The 16,123-nt window shown below is 66.3% G+C and carries 12 protein-coding genes; 10 read left to right on the top strand and 2 right to left on the bottom strand.

Annotated features, from left to right (window positions below; translation table 11 throughout):
• Nucleotides 1-99: 99 nt before the first annotated feature.
• A complete protein-coding gene (locus V8V93_RS17325; protein WP_338667886.1) occupies nt 100-1,509 on the bottom strand; it encodes a sigma-54-dependent transcriptional regulator in 1,410 nt (469 codons plus the stop codon).
• Nucleotides 1,510-2,097: 588 nt separating this feature from the next.
• Here V8V93_RS17325 and V8V93_RS17320 point away from each other — a divergent pair.
• From V8V93_RS17320 to V8V93_RS17275, 10 genes are all read left to right on the top strand, one after another.
• Entirely contained in the window at nt 2,098-2,367 is a 270-nt protein-coding gene (locus V8V93_RS17320) for a transposase (protein ID WP_338667884.1), read from the top strand.
• Nucleotides 2,368-2,392: 25 nt separating this feature from the next.
• Nucleotides 2,393-4,429 (top strand): CoB--CoM heterodisulfide reductase iron-sulfur subunit A family protein, encoded by a 2,037-nt coding sequence (locus V8V93_RS17315; protein WP_338667883.1) that lies wholly within the window; start codon nt 2,393-2,395, stop codon nt 4,427-4,429.
• Nucleotides 4,422-4,847, top strand: coding sequence for a hydrogenase iron-sulfur subunit (locus tag V8V93_RS17310; protein ID WP_338667882.1), 426 nt, complete (start codon nt 4,422-4,424; stop codon nt 4,845-4,847). The genes V8V93_RS17315 and V8V93_RS17310 overlap by 8 nt, the downstream gene beginning before the upstream one ends.
• Before the next feature lie 16 nt (nt 4,848-4,863).
• Complete coding sequence (locus V8V93_RS17305; RefSeq protein ID WP_338667881.1) at nt 4,864-5,991, top strand: Coenzyme F420 hydrogenase/dehydrogenase, beta subunit C-terminal domain; 1,128 nt, start codon at nt 4,864-4,866, stop codon at nt 5,989-5,991.
• A 40-nt stretch (nt 5,992-6,031) separates the two neighbouring features.
• The gene (locus V8V93_RS17300) at nt 6,032-9,460 is read left to right on the top strand and encodes a 4Fe-4S binding protein (RefSeq protein ID WP_338667880.1); all 3,429 of its coding nucleotides are present in this window, start codon (nt 6,032-6,034) and stop codon (nt 9,458-9,460) included.
• Nucleotides 9,461-9,494: 34 nt separating this feature from the next.
• Nucleotides 9,495-10,064 (top strand): 4Fe-4S dicluster domain-containing protein, encoded by a 570-nt coding sequence (locus tag V8V93_RS17295; RefSeq protein ID WP_338667879.1) that lies wholly within the window; start codon nt 9,495-9,497, stop codon nt 10,062-10,064.
• Nucleotides 10,061-10,990, top strand: a complete 930-nt coding sequence (locus tag V8V93_RS17290; protein WP_338667878.1) for a CoB--CoM heterodisulfide reductase iron-sulfur subunit B family protein — start codon at nt 10,061-10,063, stop codon at nt 10,988-10,990. Before V8V93_RS17295 ends, V8V93_RS17290 begins: the two co-directional genes overlap by 4 nt.
• 24 nt (nt 10,991-11,014) lie before the next feature.
• A complete protein-coding gene (locus tag V8V93_RS17285) occupies nt 11,015-11,920 on the top strand; it encodes a universal stress protein (RefSeq protein WP_338667877.1) in 906 nt (301 codons plus the stop codon).
• A 92-nt stretch (nt 11,921-12,012) separates the two neighbouring features.
• Nucleotides 12,013-13,311: a (Fe-S)-binding protein gene (locus tag V8V93_RS17280; protein ID WP_338667876.1), complete on the top strand. Its 1,299-nt coding sequence runs from the start codon at nt 12,013-12,015 to the stop codon at nt 13,309-13,311.
• 133 nt (nt 13,312-13,444) lie between these two features.
• On the top strand, nt 13,445-14,761 hold the full coding sequence (locus V8V93_RS17275; protein ID WP_338667875.1) for a (Fe-S)-binding protein: 1,317 nt from the start codon (nt 13,445-13,447) through the stop codon (nt 14,759-14,761).
• Between the two features lie 13 nt (nt 14,762-14,774).
• Here V8V93_RS17275 and V8V93_RS17270 read toward each other — a convergent pair whose 3' ends face one another.
• Nucleotides 14,775-16,121, bottom strand: coding sequence for a sigma-54-dependent transcriptional regulator (locus V8V93_RS17270; protein WP_338667874.1), 1,347 nt, complete (start codon nt 16,119-16,121; stop codon nt 14,775-14,777).
• Nucleotides 16,122-16,123: the final 2 nt, after the last annotated feature.

Here is a 16,123-nt window from a genome sequence, read left to right as displayed (position 1 = left end):
GGGGAGAGGGAAACCCTTTGCCCGGCCCCCCATCCTCTCTTCCTTCCTAGACCTTTTGTGCCGCTTCGCGGGGGAATTGGCGCGGAGAATCGGGTGCTTTTACTTGCGGGTGATGCCGTAGAGTTTGAGCAGGGCGTAGAGGCGGGCGCGGGACAGACCGGAGATTTGGCAGGAGGACGGAATGTCGCCGCCGGTGATCTCCATCAGGTTGTTGAGGTAACGTTCTTCGCTCTGGGCGATCTGCTGGTCGCGGTAGGTGCGCAGGTCCGGGAAGGCCTCCGGGGGAGCGATCTCGTGGTGGTGGGCCGGCTTGGCGGCCTGGAGCTCCGGTTCCATGGCCCGGCGGGCGATCTGGGCGCGGATCGCCTTGGGCAGGTGGCGGGGAAAGAGCACGGCGTCGTTGCCCGCGCGGGACAGGGCCTGCTCCAGGGTGTGGATCAGTTCGCGGACGTTGCCCGGCCACTGGTAGTGCATGAGCGCGTCCAGGAAGTCCGGCGAGAACCCCTTGGTGGACATCTTCAACTTCTCGCAGTGCCGCTGGATGAACTTGCAGGTCATCTCGTTGATATCCTCGGCGATGTCGCGCAGGGCGGGCAGGCGGATGTGCATGCCGCGCAGCCGGAAGTACAGGTCGCGCCGGAATTCGCCGTTTTCGACCATGCGTTCCAGGTCCCGGTTGGTGGCCGCCAGCAGCCGGAAGTCGCTGTTGACCTCGCGGGTACCGCCCACGGGCCGGAAGCTGCGTCCTTCGAGCACGCGGAGGAAGACCTTTTGCAGGGGCACGGGCAGCTCGCCGACCTCGTCCAGGAAGAGGGTGCCGCCGTCCGCCTGCTTGACCAGCCCCACGGTGGGCGCGTCCGCGCTGGTGAACGCGCCGCGCTCGTGGCCGAAGAGCAGGCTCTCGGCCAGGGTGTCGGGCATGGCCGCGCAGTCCACGACCACGAACGGCTTGCTCTGGCGGGCCGAGTTCTTGTGGATGGACCGGGCGAAGAGCTCCTTGCCCGTGCCGGTCTCGCCGATGAGCAGCACGTTGATGTCGCTGGTCGCGGCCTGGGCCACGGCGTCCAGGCAGGAGAGCATGGCCCGGCTGTTGCCGATGATCCCCTGGCGCCTCAGCGACACCGGGCAGAATCCGGAGTGGACCTTGGTGTGGTAGGTGATGACCCGTTCGAGCAAGACCAGGAGCCGTTGCAGGTTCAGGGGCTTGGTCACGTAGTTCCAGGCCCCGGACTGGATGGCCTTTTCCGCCATGTCCGGGTCCCGCCTGCGGGTGACGATGATCGCCTCGGGAAAGGAAGGTACCTCGCGGATGTGCGCCAGGTAGTCCAGCACGTCCCCGTCGGGCAGGTCGTCCCCGAGCAGGACCACCTTGAACGAGCCGGTGTGCAGGATGCCCAGGGCCCTGGACAGCGAGTTGCTGGAGCTCGACGCAAAGCCGTGCTCCAGGAGCGAGTCGGCCAGCCCGCGGGCAAAGGCCGCGTCACCGTCGACGATGAGAATGTCTGTCATGGGGTGCCCCCCTCCCCTTGCAGCATGATTGATGGTTCAGACGTAGCACAATTTTCAATTCATGGGCAATGCCTTTTGGCCTTCGAAATACTTGGAAAAACCCCTTTCGATTCTCTCCTTTTCCGCTCCGGTATCTTGCCCGGCAAGATGCGTTTCCGCCTGAAAGTTCTTGGAGAACAGGAGAGTGGGTCGCAACGCAAGGGGCTTGAAACTCCCGATGAAAATGATTCTCGACTCTCTTAGCCGTGCCGGTCCGTCTTGCGGCGCAAGAACCGTCTCGTGCGGCAAGACGAAAAACTCCGTTTTTTGTGGTGGTTAAGTCGCTCCTGTGGACATGTCTCTCCATTATCATCCCCATATTCCTCTCTATGTTTAAAACGGCACGCATCTTGACTTAGGGACAAAGTGAGTGGGCCGCGCGGACGGTGGGGCATGCGGATGAACGCGAATTTCGCCTCCCAATTCGGGCGGTTGGCCCAAAAAAAATGTGGGCCGAGGGATGGCGGAGGAGGATGCCGGACTCACCGGCTCTCCAGAGGAAAGCACAGGCAGTGGCGAGACCTGGAATATCGGCAGGAGGGTCGGCGGATGAGGAGAAAGTGGGATTCCAAGACCAAGGCCAGGATCGTGCTGGCGGGATTGATGGGCGAGTGCGTCAACGATCTCTGCCGGGCCCACGACCTGCGGCCGGGCCAGTACTACAAGTGGCGAGGGCATTTCCTGGAGAACAGCCACCTCGTGTTCGAGAAGCCGCCCCTGCCTCTCGGCGACATGGAGCTGGCGGCGGAGAACGAGGAGCTCAAGAAGTTGGTGGGCGAGCTGACCCTGGAACTGACCAGCGGCAAACCCACACGGTGAACACGGTTTTCATGGAGGATGGGACATGTCCAGAAAGATCGGTGTCTATGTCTGTCATTGCGGGTCCAACATCGCGGGCAAGGTCGACTGCGAGGGGGTGGCCGAATTCGCGGGCGGCCTCAAGGACGTGGTCGTGTCCAGGGACTACCAGTTCATGTGCTCGGACCCCGGCCAGGAGATGATCATCCGGGACATCCGGCAGTACGGGTTGGATCGGGTGGTGGTCGCCTCCTGTTCGCCCCGGCTGCACGAGAAGACCTTTCAGCAGGCCTGCGCACGGGCCGGGCTCAATCCGTACCTGATGCAGCACTGCTGCATCCGCGAGCACTGCTCCTGGACCACGGCGGACCCGCTTGAGGCCACGGCCAAGGCGCGGCACATCGTCGAGGCGGCGGTGGAGCGGGTGGCCGACCACCAGAAGCTCTACTCGCGAGAGGTCGAGGTCCTGCCCGACGTCATGGTCGTGGGCGCGGGCATCGCGGGCATCCAGGCCTCGCTCGACATCGCCAAGTCCGGACACAAGGTCCATCTGGTGGAGAAGAGCCCGTCCATCGGCGGGCACATGGCCCAGTTCGACAAGACCTTTCCGACGCTCGACTGCGCGGCCTGCATCTCCACGCCCAAGATGGTCGCGGTCAGCCAGGAGCCGAACATCAACCTGATGACCTGGTCCGAGGTGGAGGAGGTCACCGGGTTCGTGGGCAACTACACGGTCACGGTCAAGCACAAGCCGCGCTATGTCAATGAGGACATCTGCACCGGCTGCGGGGCCTGCCTGGAGAAGTGCCCGACCAAGGCGATCAGCGAGTTCAACGAGGGGCTCGGGCACCGCAAGGCCATCTACCGCAACTCGCCCCAGGCCGTTCCCAACACTCCGGTCATCGACGGCACGATCTGCAAGAAGATCACCAAGGACAAGTGCGGAGTCTGCCAGAAGATTTGCCCCACGGGGGCCATCGACTACGACATGAAGGAGACCCGCGAGGTCTTCCACGTGGGCTCCATCGTCCTGGCCACGGGCTACGACACCATGGACCCCACCCCCATGCGCGAATACGGCTTCGGGCGGTACGACGAGGTCTACACGGCCCTCCAGTTCGAGCGCCTGAACAACGCGGTCGGCCCCACCGAGGGCAAGATCGTCATGAAGAACGGCGAGAAGCCGGAGTCCGTGGCCATCATCCACTGCGTGGGCAGCCGCGACCGCAACTATCACGAGTACTGCTCGCGGACCTGCTGCATGTACGCGCTCAAGTACGACCACCTGATCAAGGACAAGGTCGGCCACGACACCAAGGTCTACAATTTCTACATCGACATGCGTTGCTTCGGGAAGGGCTACGAGGAGTTCTACAGGCGGGTCCAGGAGGAAGGCGTGACCTTCATCCGGGGGCGGCCCGCCGAGATCGTGCAGGAGGACGGCAAGCTCGTGGTGGTGGGCGAGGACACCCTGCTCGGCATGAACGTGCGCCTGCCCGTGGACATGGTCGTCCTGTGCACGGCCATGGAGCCGAGGGCGGACATGACCGAAGTGGCCCGCGTCTTCGGCGTGGCCCAGGGCCAGGACGGCTTCCTGCTGGAAGAGCACCCCAAGCTCGGGCCGGTCTCCACGGCCACGGACGGGGTCTTCCTGGCCGGGGCCTGCCAAGGGCCCAAGGACATCCCGGACGCGGTCTCCCACGCCTCGGGCGGCGCGGCCCAGGCCCTGGCCTTGGCTGCCAAGGGCACGGTCTCCATCTCGCCGACCACCTCCTGGATCAACCCGGACATCTGCGTGGGCTGCCGGGTCTGCGTGGGGTTGTGCGCCTACTCGGCCATCGAGTTCGACGAGCGGCGCAACGTGGCCGTGATCAACGAGGCCATGTGCAAGGGGTGCGGCTCGTGCGCCGGGTACTGTCCGAGCGGCGCGGCCCGGATCAAGCACTTCAACGAGACACAGATATTCAACGAAATAGACGGGCTGCTCGGGATGGTCCCCGGCTGGCTGCCGCCGGAACAGGGCGGGGCGCAACCGGTGGAGATTCCCGTGCAACGGCCCGTCAAGGAGGCGCGTCATGAGTAGCGAGTTCGAACCGACCATTCTGGCCTTTGTCTGCAACTGGTGCACCTTCACGGCCGCGGACCTGGCCGGGACATCGCGGATGATCCAGCAGCCCAACCTGCGCATGGTGCGCATGATGTGCACCGGCATGGTGGACCCCAAGTACATCGTCAAGTCCCTGCTCTCCGGAGCGGACGGGGTGCTCGTCTCGGGCTGCCACCCCGGCGACTGCCACTACATCAACGGCAACTACAAGGCCCGGCGGCGGGTCAAGCTCCTGAACGAGATCCTGCCCCAGTTCGGCATCGAGAAGGAGCGGGTCAAGCTGACCTGGGTGGGGGCGAGCGAGGGTAACGAGTTTGCCGCGACGGTAAACAACTTCATCAACGAAATCAGAGAGCTCGGTCCCATGGAAGCGCGTTCCATGGCCGTGATCTAGGGCATGGGAGGCTGACATGGCTACCACGGCAATGATTCGGATCGACGGGGGCAACCCGATCACGGCGGTGCAGGAATTCCTGCGCGGGCTGATGGACAACGAGAGCATCGGCGGCGTGCTGGTGCCCATGCACCTGTTCGGCAAGGGCATCCCCATGCCGACCCTGGTGACCGACCCGGACCAGCTCTCCGGAGCGGACCCGCTGGCCCCGGCCTTTCCCATGAACAGCGCCAAGCTCCTGGCCCGGCTGACCAGAGGCCAGGCGGGCGAGCGCATCGCGGCGGTCATGCGGCCGTGCGAGATCCGCGCCTTCGTCGAGCTGGTCAAGCTCAACCAGGGGAGCATCGACGACGTCATCCTGGTCGGCCTGGACTGCATGGGGGCCTTTGACAACATCGGCTACAAGGCCTTCCGCGGCGAGCGCGACCCGTTCGAATCCACCCTGGAGTTTCACAGACAGATCGGCAACGGCGGCGCGGAGATCGCCCCGGCCTGCCTGGCCTGCGAGCACCCGGCCCCGGAGAACGCGGACATCATCCTCGGCCTGGCCGGGGCCGACCTGTCCGGGCACATCCCGGTCATGGCCGCCAGCCCGCGCGGCGAGTCCCTGCTCATCGGTCTGGGGCTGCCCGAGTCCGAGCCGGGTGGCCGCGACGCGGCGCTCGGGGCCATGATCGAAGTCCGCACCGCCAACCGGGACGCGATGTTCGAGCGCACCCACGCGGCCACCGGCACCCTGACCGACCTGTCCGAGTACCTGGCCTCCTGCGTCAACTGCTACAACTGCCGGGTGGCCTGCCCGGTCTGCTACTGCAAGGAGTGCGTCTTCAACACCGACGTCTTCGAGCACAAGCCGTGGCAGTACATGGGCTGGGCCAAGCGCAAGGGCTCGCTGAAGATGCCCACGGACACGGTCTTCTACCATCTGACGCGCATGGCCCACATGTCCATGGCCTGTGTGGGCTGCGGGCAGTGTTCCAACGCCTGCCCCAACGACATCCCGGTCATGGAGCTGTTCCGCACCGTGGCCGCGCGCACCCAGGAAAGCTTCGACTACGTGCCGGGCCGCAGCCTGGATGAACCGCCGCCCCTGTCGGTCTTCAAGGAAGACGAGTTCCAGGACGCGGTTTCGCACATGGCCTGATCTTCGGCCCGAATCACGGCCCGACATACGGGAGGAAAACATGAGAAAGCAATACGGCGCAATGGTGGTCGGAGCGGGCATCGGCGGCATCCGCGCGGCTCTGGACCTGGCCGTCACCGGGCACAAGGTGGCGCTCGTCGACCGCAGGCCCAGCCACGGCGGCATCCTCAGCCAACTGGACCATCAGTTCCCTTCGGACCACTGCGGCATGTGCCGCATGCTGCCGCTGATGTCGCGCGACTCCTCCAGCCAGTTCTGCCTGCGCAAGGGGCTGTTCCACGACAACATCGACATCATGTTGTCCACCGAGGTGGAGACCATGGAGGGAGAGCCCGGCAAGTTCCTGGTCTCGCTCAAGCGCAAGTCCACACTCATCGATCCGGCCAAGTGCATTAGCTGCGGCAAGTGCTCCGAGGTCTGCCCGGTGCGCGTGCCCAGCGAGTTCAACGCCGGGCTGACCGAACGTACGGCGGTCTATCTGCCCGTGCCCCATGCCATCCCCAATCACTACGTGCTCGACCTGGACAACTGCCAGCGTTGCTGGAAGTGCTTCGAAGCCTGCCCCACCGGGGCCATCGACTTCAAGTTCGAGGAGCGCAAGGACTTCCACATCCTGGTGGCCGACCGCGACCCGGACGTGCGGGACATGATGGAGAAGGAGCTCAAGGAGCAGAACTTCCCGCTGCACTTCACCGAATCCGGCCGCGAGGCCGTGGACAGGCTCGCCTCGGAGGAGCCGGTCGGGCTGCTCCTGGTGGGCATGGGCCTGGAAGACATGGACGCCGAGCGGGTCCTGACCCGTGCCAGGGAGTTGCGGCCCGACCTGCCCGTGGTGGTCCTGGCCGACAAGGACGGCGAAGAGGCCGCTGCGGACCTGGTCATGCAGGGCGCGCGCGAATACCTGGTCAAGCCGCTCAAGGGCAAGGCCTTCGTGCCCTGGCTGGACAAGCTCTACGTGCGCATTCTGTCCGATCACACGGACAAGCTCGAGGTCGGGGCCGTGGTCCTGGCCGGGGGCTTCGACTGCTACAACCCGAACATGGACCCCGAGGGCGGGGCGGACATCTGGAACTACGGCCACCCCGGCGTGCTCACCGCCGTGGAATTCGAGCGGCTGCTCTCGGGCACCGGGCCCACCGGCGGCGAACTGCGGCGGCCCGACGGGGAAAAGGTCGAGCGCATCGCCTGGCTCCAGTGCGTGGGCTCGCGCGACGCGCACAAGAACGCGGATTTCTGCTCCGGGGTGTGCTGCATGTTCTCCATCAAGGAGGCGCTGCTGGCCAAGCGGGCCACGGGCGGGGAGGTGGAGACCGCCATCTTCTACATGGATATGCGCACCTCGGGCAAGGGGTACCAGCGCTACCGGACCAGCGCGGAGAAGGAGCACGGCGTGCGCTTCGTGCGCAGCCGCCCGCACTCCATCCTGCCTGCTGAAGACGGCAGGGGGCTGAGGTTGGAATACCTGACCGACGCGGGCGAGCTGGTGGCCGAGGAGTTCGACATGGTCATCCTGGCCGCCGGGGCGCGGCCGCCCCTGGGCATGGACAAGTTCGCCCTGACCATGGGCGTGGACCTCAACGAATGGGGCTTCGTGGACACCCTGCCGTACCGGCCCGAGCGGACCAGCCGGGTGGGCGTGTTCGCGGCGGGCGCCTGCGGCGAGCCCCGCGATATCTCCGAGTCGGTCATCCACGCCGGGGCCGCGGCCCAGGCCGCGTCGCGGATCATAAAGGCCTACGACGTCCTGGCGGGCATCGAGGCCGAGCCCGAGCCGGAGTACCCGGACGTGTCCAGGGATCCGGCGCGGACGTTGGTGACCATCTGCACCTCCTGCCCGACCCTGGAGCAGGCCGTGGACCTGGACGCCCTGGCCGACCGCATGCAGCGGGTCCACTCGGTCTGCAAGGTCATGCGCGTGGGCAGCGCCTGCACCCCGCAGGGGTGGAAGGACATCGAGGAGGCGGCCCTGGAGTACAAGCCCAACCGCCTGCTCATAGGGGCGTGCATGCCGTACGCCTATATCCCGAAGCTCAAGGAACTGGGCCGGACCATCGGCCTGAACCCCGCGCTCATGGACGTGGTCGACATCTACACCGCTACCGTGGGCGGCAACGGGGACGGGCGCATCGAGCGCGAGATATACGCTTCCCTGGCCACGGCCGTGGCCCGGTTGCAGGGCGCGGACCCCTCCGGCCCGGCCGTGACCGTGGACGTGGTCCGCTCGGCTCTGGTGGTCGGCGGCGGCCTGGCCGGCATGGTCGCGGCCATGTCCATCGCGGACCAGGGCTACGGGGTCTGCCTGGTGGAGGCCGAGGAGCATCTCGGCGGCACGGCCATGCGGCTGCACACCCAGTTGGACGGCACGGACCCGCGCGCCTACATGGAGGAGCTCATCGCCCAGGTGGAGAAGCACCCGAACATCAAGGTCTTCAAGGAGGCGCGGGTGGTCCTGTCGCGCGGCCGCGCGGGGCATTTCCGCTCGGCCATCGCCAGCCCCAGGGGGGTCTTCCCCCTGGAGCACGGGGTGAGCATCCTGGCCACCGGCGGCCACGAGGCCAAGGTCTACGAGTCCGGGCTGTGCGTGCACAAGCCGGTCATGACCCACCTGGCCCTGGAAGAGCAGTTGGCCACCGGCCGGCTCGACGCCAAGGCGCTGTCGTCCGTGGTCATGATCCAGTGCTGGCGCAACGAGGGCGAGGACCGGAGCTACTGCAGCAAGGTCTGCTGTCCGGAGATGCTCAAGAACGTACTCGCCCTCAAGGAGCGCAACCCGGACCTGCCCGTTTACGTCTTCTACCGGGACATCATGACCCAGGGGTTCCTGGAGACCTATTACACCCGGGCACGCAAGGCCGGGGCCATCTTCATCCGCTATGACGACCTGACCACGCCCCAGGTGACCTTCGAGGACGGCAAGCCCGTGGTCCGGGGATTCGACCCCGTCCTGCGGGGCCAGGTGGAGCTGCGCCCGGACATCCTGTCCCTGGCCAGCGGCATCGAGCCCAACGACGTGGAGGACCTGCTCGAGGTCTTCGACGTGGAGATCGACGAGGACGGCTTCTACCGCGAGGCGGACTTCAAGTGGCGGCCCGTGGATTTCCTCAAGCAGGGCATCTACATGTGCGGCATCGCCCTGGGGCCCCGGCGCATGCGCGAGACCGTGGCCTCGGCCAAGGCCGCTGCCCAGCGGGCCCTGCGCATCCTCAACGCCGAGAAGATTCCCCGCGAGACCGTGGTGGCCACGGTGCGCGACTCCCTGTGCTCCCTGTGCCAGGCCTGCGTCAGCGCCTGCCCGTATGGAGCGAGAAGCGTGGACATGGCCGAGGAGCGGATCGTCGTGGACGAGATCCTCTGCCAGGGGTGCGGCGCATGCGCCGCTGTCTGCCCCAACAGCGCCACCGTGCTCAAGGGGTTCCACGATGGGCCGATGCTGTCGGTCATCGACGCGGCCCTGGAGGAACCGGCCTAGGGCCGGGCAACACATTGCCAAGGAGTGACGGATCATGAACGGAGCAGTCAGGGAAACGTGGAGCCCGGCCCCGGAGGCCGACCAGATGGTGCTCAAGGAACTGCGGGAGACCGTGGGGGCGTGCATGCAGTGCGGCACCTGCACGGCGTCCTGTCCCAACTGGCACGCCATGGACATAACCCCCAGGGCCATGTGGCGGATGATCCAGTTCGGCATGCTCGACGAGATACTGGCGAGCAAGACGTTCTGGATGTGCTCGGCCTGCTACATGTGCACGCTGCGCTGCCCGCGCGGCCTGAAGCTGACCTCGGCCATGGCCGCCCTGAAGCGGCTGGCCGGGATCGAGGGCAGCCGCGGCGCGCGCAGGAACCTGGCCTTCTACGCCGCCTTCATGGACGACGTGGAGGTCCACGGCCGGGTCCAGGAGACGAGCATGATGCAGCGGTACTTCCTCAAGGCCCGCGACCCCATGCTGCCGCTCTCCTATGTCCCGCTCGGCCTGCGCATGCTCGGCAAGGGCAAGGTGCACATGCCGGGCCGGGGGCGGGGCGGCGTGCTCCGGCCTCTGTTCGCCAAGGCCCGTGAGATGGAGGGTTTGTCATGAAATACGCATACTATCCAGGATGTTCGCTGACCGAGAGCGCGCGCGAATTCGACGTGTCCACCCGGCTGGTCATGGAGCGGCTCGGCTGCGAGCTGGTCGAGATCCCGGACTGGACCTGCTGCGGGGCCAGCGCGGCCGAACCGGTCAGCAAGCTCATGAATTACGCCCTGCCGGCGCGCAACCTGGCCATCGTGGAGCAGGAGATGGCGGACGAGGGCATCACCGAGGTGCTCGCGCCGTGCTCGGCCTGCTACCTCAACCTGCTCAAGGTCAACCGCGAGGTGATCGGTGACCGCCGCCTGCACGGGCGGGTCAACGAGGTTCTGGCCGCGTCCGGGCTGCATTACCGGGGCGAGGTCCGGGTTCGCCACCTGCTCGACGTGCTCAAGAACGAGGTGGGCGCCAAGATCGTGGAGCAGACGATCACCGACGGACTCCGGGGCATGAAGATCGCGCCGTACTACGGCTGCCAGATCCTGCGGCCCTATCCGGTCTTCGACGAGCCGGGCAGGCCGGTCTCCATGGAGCCGTTCATCGAGGCCATGGGCGGCGAGGTGCATCATTGGGACATGGCCAACCGCTGCTGCGGGGCCTCGCTGATGATGGGCCACCCCGAGGTGGCCATCCGCTCCGTGGCCGACATCTTGAGCGATGCGGCCGGGGCCGACGCCATCGTCACGGTCTGTCCGCTCTGCCAGATGAACCTGGAGGCGTACCAGGCCAAGGCGCGCAAGGCGGGCGGCCGGGGCGTGCCCGTGCTCTACCTGACCCAGCTCATGGGGCTGGCCATGGGGTTGTCCGAGCAGGACGTGCAACTGGCCGCCAACCTGACCATGACCCCGGCGGTCAGGCGGGGGATTGCAGCCAGGGCGTGGGCCGGGCCCGCGCCCGCCGAAGACGAGGAACCTGCGGGTTTGAACGGATAAACCGGAAAGGAAAGGGAGGTAGTCATGTTTAAGGACATTATCGTGGGCGTCACGCCCACCGGCATCGATGCCTGTGCTGTCAGGGCGGCGGCCGAGTTCGCCGCCAAGTTCGAGTCCAAGCTCTACCTGGTCCACGTGGCCGGCATGGAACAGGGCTGGGGCTCCATCGAGCACCTCGCGCCTTCGGGCGAGACCGACCAGCTCGGCGACAAGATCCGCGAAATGTATGACGAGTACCTGGGCAACCTGCCGAGCGCGCAGATCGTGGTCGTGCCGGGCATCCCGCACAACGAGCTGCTGCGCCTGGCCCGGTCCAAGAACACGGACCTGATCGTCATGGGCCCGCACACCCAGGAATACGAGGAGCGACGCTCCAAGATGTGGGGCATGGCGGGCAGCACGCTGGAGCGCGTCAGCCAGCGCGCCCGCTGCCCGGTCATGATCGTGCACAAGGACGTGGAGTGCAAGGAGCCGCTGTTCACCAACATCGTGGTGGCCACGGACTTCTCGGACCAGGCCGAATGCGCCGTGTCCTACGGCGGCCAGATGGCCCGCCAGTACAAGGCCAACCTGGTGGTCATGCACGTCGGCGATCCCGGCGGCACGGGCCCCGGCGAGTGCCTGTCCCGGCTGGAGGGCGTGTACGGCAAGCGGCTGGACGGCATTCCCGAGTGCTCCTTCCGGGCCGAGATGGGCGAACCGGCCATGGAGATCCTGCGCACGGCCCGCCAGGGCGGCGCGGACCTGCTGATCATGGCCCACCACTCCAAGGAGCGCGACCCGGAAAAGGCCTTCCTGGGCTCCACCGTGACCCAGGTGGCCCTGAACGCGCCGTGTCCGACCATGAGCGTCAACCGGCACTTCGACCTGCGCTGCGGCCTGATGTACGACCAGAGTGGGCAGGTGGTCGAGGCCGAGGCCCTGGCCTGACCCGGCATTGAACGAAACCGGTTCCGGGGGCGGACGGCCGTCCCCGGAACGCGGGCGCGTCCACGCGCCCAGCGATGCGAAAGGAGTGAACCATGGGCGAAGCGGCACAACGGCTGATCGAGCCGAAGCAGTCGGAGTTGGTGGACAAGGTCAAGGAATTGCTGCCCGAGGGCGGCAACCTGAACATGTGCCTGGCCTGCGGGGCGTGTTCCTCGGGCTGCCCGGCCACGGGCATGCACGGCATGGACCCGCGCAGGTTCCTGCGCCTGGCCCTCTACGGCCAGGAGGAGGAGATCCGGTCCACGCCGTGGGTCTGGCTGTGCACCATGTGCAGGCGATGCGTCCATGCCTGCCCCATGGAGGTGGACATCCCGCAGTTGGTCTACTACTGCCGCCAGTCCTGGCCCAGGGACGAGCGGCCCAAGGGCATCCGGGGGTCCTGCGAGCAGGCCCTGGCGACCGACGGCAACAGCGCCATGGGCGCGTCCAGCGAGGACTTCAAGTTCGTGGTCGAGGACGTGCTCGAAGAGGTCCGCGAGACCCAGCCGGGCATGGAGAACCTCGAGGTCTCCATCGATCGCAAGGGCGCGCACTACTTCCTGAACCAGAACTCGCGCGAGCCGGTCACCGAGCCGGACGAGATGGTCCCGCTGTGGAAGATCCTCAACCTGGTGGGCGCGGACTGGACGTACTCCACCAGGGGCTGGGCCGCCGAGAACTACTGCATGTTCCTGGCCGACGACGAGTCCTGGGAAAAGGTGGTCCGCAACAAGGCGCAAGCCGTGGAGGACCTGGGGTGCAAGGTCTGGCTCAACACCGAATGAGGACACGAGTTCTACGCGGTCCGGGCCGGACTGCAAAAGTTCAACGTCGAGCACAGCTTCGAGATGGAGTCCATCATCCGCCTGTACGCCAGGTGGATTCGCGAGGGGAAACTGCCGGTCAACGCGGACTGGAACAGGGACCTGGGCGTGACCTTCACGGTCCAGGACCCGTGCCAACTGGTCCGCAAGTCCCTGCACGACCCCGTGGCCGAGGACCTGCGCTTCGTGGTCAGGGCCGTGGTCGGCGAGGAGAACTTCATCGACATGTGGCCGAACAGGTCGAACAACTATTGTTGCGGCGGCGGGGGCGGATTCCTGCAATCCGGGTTCGCCGAGGAGCGGCGCGAGTACGGGAAGATCAAGCTGAACCAGATCCTCAGGACCAAGGCCGACTACTGCATCGCCCCGTGCCACAACTGCCATTCTCAGATCCACGATCTGAGCGAACACTATGAAGCCGGGTTCCCCGTGGTCCACCTGTGGACGCTCATCTGCCTCTCCCTCGGCATCCTGGGGGAAAACGAGCGGGAATACCTGGGCGAAGATCTCAAAAACGTGGGGCTGTGACCGTTCCGAGGCGGCGGTCCGGCCCGGGCTCCTGTGGAGCCCGGCGTCGCCCCGCGCGTAGGGAACCCTTCTCCGGGAGCGGATGGCGCTCCCGGAGGACCGACGGGCGCCGCCAGGCGCCGGGGAGCGAGTCATGACCGTCATGCCCAAGCCCTTGAATGTGGAAGTCGCGGAATTCTTGAATAAATTCGATTTCAGCGCCTGCGTGGCCTGCGGGACCTGCTCCAACGGGTGCCCGGTGACCGCCACGCCGGGCATGGAGGAGTGGGACATCCGCAAGGTCATGCGCATGCTCGCCTACGGCATGGTCGACGAGGTGGTCGATTCCGACTTTCCGTGGCTGTGTACCGGCTGCGGGCGGTGCGCCTATTCCTGCCCCATGGACGTCGACATCCCGGCGGTCATGGCCCACATGAAGTCCCTGCGCGACCGGGACAAGGTCCCCGGCTCCCTGCACAAGGGCATGCAGAACAACGTGGACACGGGCAACAACCTGGCCATCGCCCGCGAGGAGTACCTGGAGGGCATGCTCGACCTGGGCAACGACTTGGCCGAGGAGTGCCCCGGCTTCTACGTCCCGGTGGACAAACAGGACGCGAAGATCCTCTTCTTCCCCAACTCCAAGGAGGTCTACGGCGACTTCGAGGACCAGTTCTGGTGGTGGAAGGTCTTCTACGCGGCCCGCGAGGACTGGACCGTGCCGTCCGAGGGCTGGGAAGCCGTGGACTGGGCCCTGTTCACCGGCAACTACGCGGCCAACAAGTTCCTGGCCAAGCGCAAGATCGACTACATGCACAAGTTCAATATCGAGCGCATGATCATGCCCGATTGCGGCGGCGGGTCCTACGGCTGCCGCAAGGGCATGGACACCTGCGTGCTCGAGGACCCGAACAACGAGGTCGGCTTTACCTACCTCTACGAGTACCTGGTCGGGATCATCCGTGACGGGCGCATCCGTCTCGACAAGTCGGTCAACGCGGGCAGGCGTTTCACCTGGCACGACTCCTGTAAGCACGGCCGCGAGCTTGAGCGCCATTTCGGCAAGGGGTACTACGACGAGCCGCGCTGGATCATCCGGCAGTGCGTGGACGACTTCGCGGACATGACCCCGAACCGGGGGTTGAACTACTGCTGCGGCGCGGGCGGCGGCATGTGGCCCGCCCCGTTCGACGACCAGTCCGCCTGGCACGGGCGGCGCAAGTTCGATCAGATCAAACGCACCGGGGCCGACGTGGTGGTGGTCGGCTGCTCCAACTGCCGCGACCAGATCATGAAGCGGCTGCCCAAGTACTACACGGACTACAAATACGAGGTGAAGTACATCTGGCAGTTGGTGGCCGAGACTCTGGTCCTGGAACCGTGGGAGGCGGAGTTGGTCGACAAGGCCGCCGCCCTGGCCGACGCCCAGTGGAAGGCCTTCGGCGTGGACCTGTCGGCCGGGGAATACTGACCCCGGCCGCAGCCTAGTTCTCTTCGAAGACGAGCAGCTTGCGGTACAGGGTTTTGCGCCCGATGCCGAGGATGCGCGCGGCCTGGGTGCGGTTCTGGTTCACGTGCTCCATGACCCGCAGGATGTAGCGCTTCTCCTGCTGCTCCAGGGTGGGCAGCGGGGCGTAGTTCTCGCACTCCTCCAGGGAGCGGGCGATGTCCGAGGGCAGGCATTTGGTGGTGATCAGGTCGTTCTCGGCCAGGATGATGCCGCGCTCGATGACGTTGCGCAGTTCACGGACGTTGCCCGGCCAGTCGTAGGAGATCATGCTCTGCCCGGCCCGCTTGGACAGACGGTAGGGCGGCCGGTCCGGGTAGAGGTTCTCCAGGAAGTGCGCCACGAGCAGGGGGATGTCCTCCTTGCGCTCGCGCAGGGGGGGGATATCGATGCTGAAGACGTTCAGGCGGTGGAACAGCGCTTCGTGGAAGCGGCCCGCCTCCACCTCCCTGGCCAGATCGCGGTTGGTGGCGAACAGGAAGCGCACGTCCACGCCGCGCTCCTCGCGGTCGCCCACCCTCCGGTAGCGCTGGGACTCGAAGACGCGCAGCAGGCTGGCCTGGACTTCGAGCGGCAGCTCGCCCACCTCGTCGAAGAACAGGGTGCCCTTGTCGGCCTGGGCCAGGACGCCCTCCTGGGAGGTGTCGGCCCCGGTGAACGCGCCCTTGCAGTAGCCGAACAGCTCGCTGCGCAACAGTTCCTTGTTGAACGCGCCGCAGTTCTTGACGATGAGCGGCATGTCCGCCCTGGAGCTGCGGTCGTGCAGGACGTTGACCACCACGTTCTTGCCCACGCCGCTTTCGCCGGTGATCAGCACCGGCGCGTCCGTGGGCGCGACCTTGTCGATCAAAAAGCCGATCTGGCGCATGGCGGCCGAGGTCCCGATGATCTGCTGCCGGGGCTTCCCGCCCTTGTTCATGCGCAGCCTGCGCAGCTCCCGCTGCATCAGGCGGCGCTGGAAGGCCCGGTCGATGAGCAGGTTGATGCGGTCAAGGGAGAAGGGCTTGGTCACGTAGTCGTAGGCCCCGGCCTTCATGGCCTCCACTGCGCTGGCCACCTCGGAGTAGCCGGTGATCATGATGACCTCGACGTCGGGCAGGGTCTCCCGGAAGTGTTCCAGGAGCCGGTTGCCGTTGCCGTCGGGCAGCCGGACGTCCAGCAGGATGACGTCGAAGCCGCCGCGCTTGACCAGGCGCGTGGCCTGGGCCGCCGTGGCCGCGGTGGTCACCTCCCGGCCGGGCCGGGCCAGCTCGCGTTCGGCCAGCTTGCGGATGAAGGGCTCGTCGTCCACCACCAGGACGCGGTTTGTTTCGGGCTTCGCCATGG

It is taken from the genome of Pseudodesulfovibrio sp. 5S69, assembly GCF_037094465.1.
GTDB lineage: Bacteria > Desulfobacterota > Desulfovibrionia > Desulfovibrionales > Desulfovibrionaceae > Pseudodesulfovibrio > Pseudodesulfovibrio methanolicus.
The sequence above is the reverse complement of the archived record's forward strand: the minus strand, read 5'-3'. Positions and strand labels throughout refer to the sequence as shown.

What these genes read in the sequence shown, in the direction of transcription:
- V8V93_RS17325 (WP_338667886.1), bottom strand. Translation starts at nt 1,509, where the DNA reads ATGACAGACATTCTCATCGTCGACGGTGACGCGGCCTTTGCCCGCGGG.
- V8V93_RS17320 (WP_338667884.1), top strand. Translation starts at nt 2,098, where the DNA reads ATGAGGAGAAAGTGGGATTCCAAGACCAAGGCCAGGATCGTGCTGGCG.
- V8V93_RS17315 (WP_338667883.1), top strand. Translation starts at nt 2,393, where the DNA reads ATGTCCAGAAAGATCGGTGTCTATGTCTGTCATTGCGGGTCCAACATC.
- V8V93_RS17310 (WP_338667882.1), top strand. Translation starts at nt 4,422, where the DNA reads ATGAGTAGCGAGTTCGAACCGACCATTCTGGCCTTTGTCTGCAACTGG.
- V8V93_RS17305 (WP_338667881.1), top strand. Translation starts at nt 4,864, where the DNA reads ATGGCTACCACGGCAATGATTCGGATCGACGGGGGCAACCCGATCACG.
- V8V93_RS17300 (WP_338667880.1), top strand. Translation starts at nt 6,032, where the DNA reads ATGAGAAAGCAATACGGCGCAATGGTGGTCGGAGCGGGCATCGGCGGC.
- V8V93_RS17295 (WP_338667879.1), top strand. Translation starts at nt 9,495, where the DNA reads ATGAACGGAGCAGTCAGGGAAACGTGGAGCCCGGCCCCGGAGGCCGAC.
- V8V93_RS17290 (WP_338667878.1), top strand. Translation starts at nt 10,061, where the DNA reads ATGAAATACGCATACTATCCAGGATGTTCGCTGACCGAGAGCGCGCGC.
- V8V93_RS17285 (WP_338667877.1), top strand. Translation starts at nt 11,015, where the DNA reads ATGTTTAAGGACATTATCGTGGGCGTCACGCCCACCGGCATCGATGCC.
- V8V93_RS17275 (WP_338667875.1), top strand. Translation starts at nt 13,445, where the DNA reads ATGACCGTCATGCCCAAGCCCTTGAATGTGGAAGTCGCGGAATTCTTG.
- V8V93_RS17270 (WP_338667874.1), bottom strand. Translation starts at nt 16,121, where the DNA reads ATGGCGAAGCCCGAAACAAACCGCGTCCTGGTGGTGGACGACGAGCCC.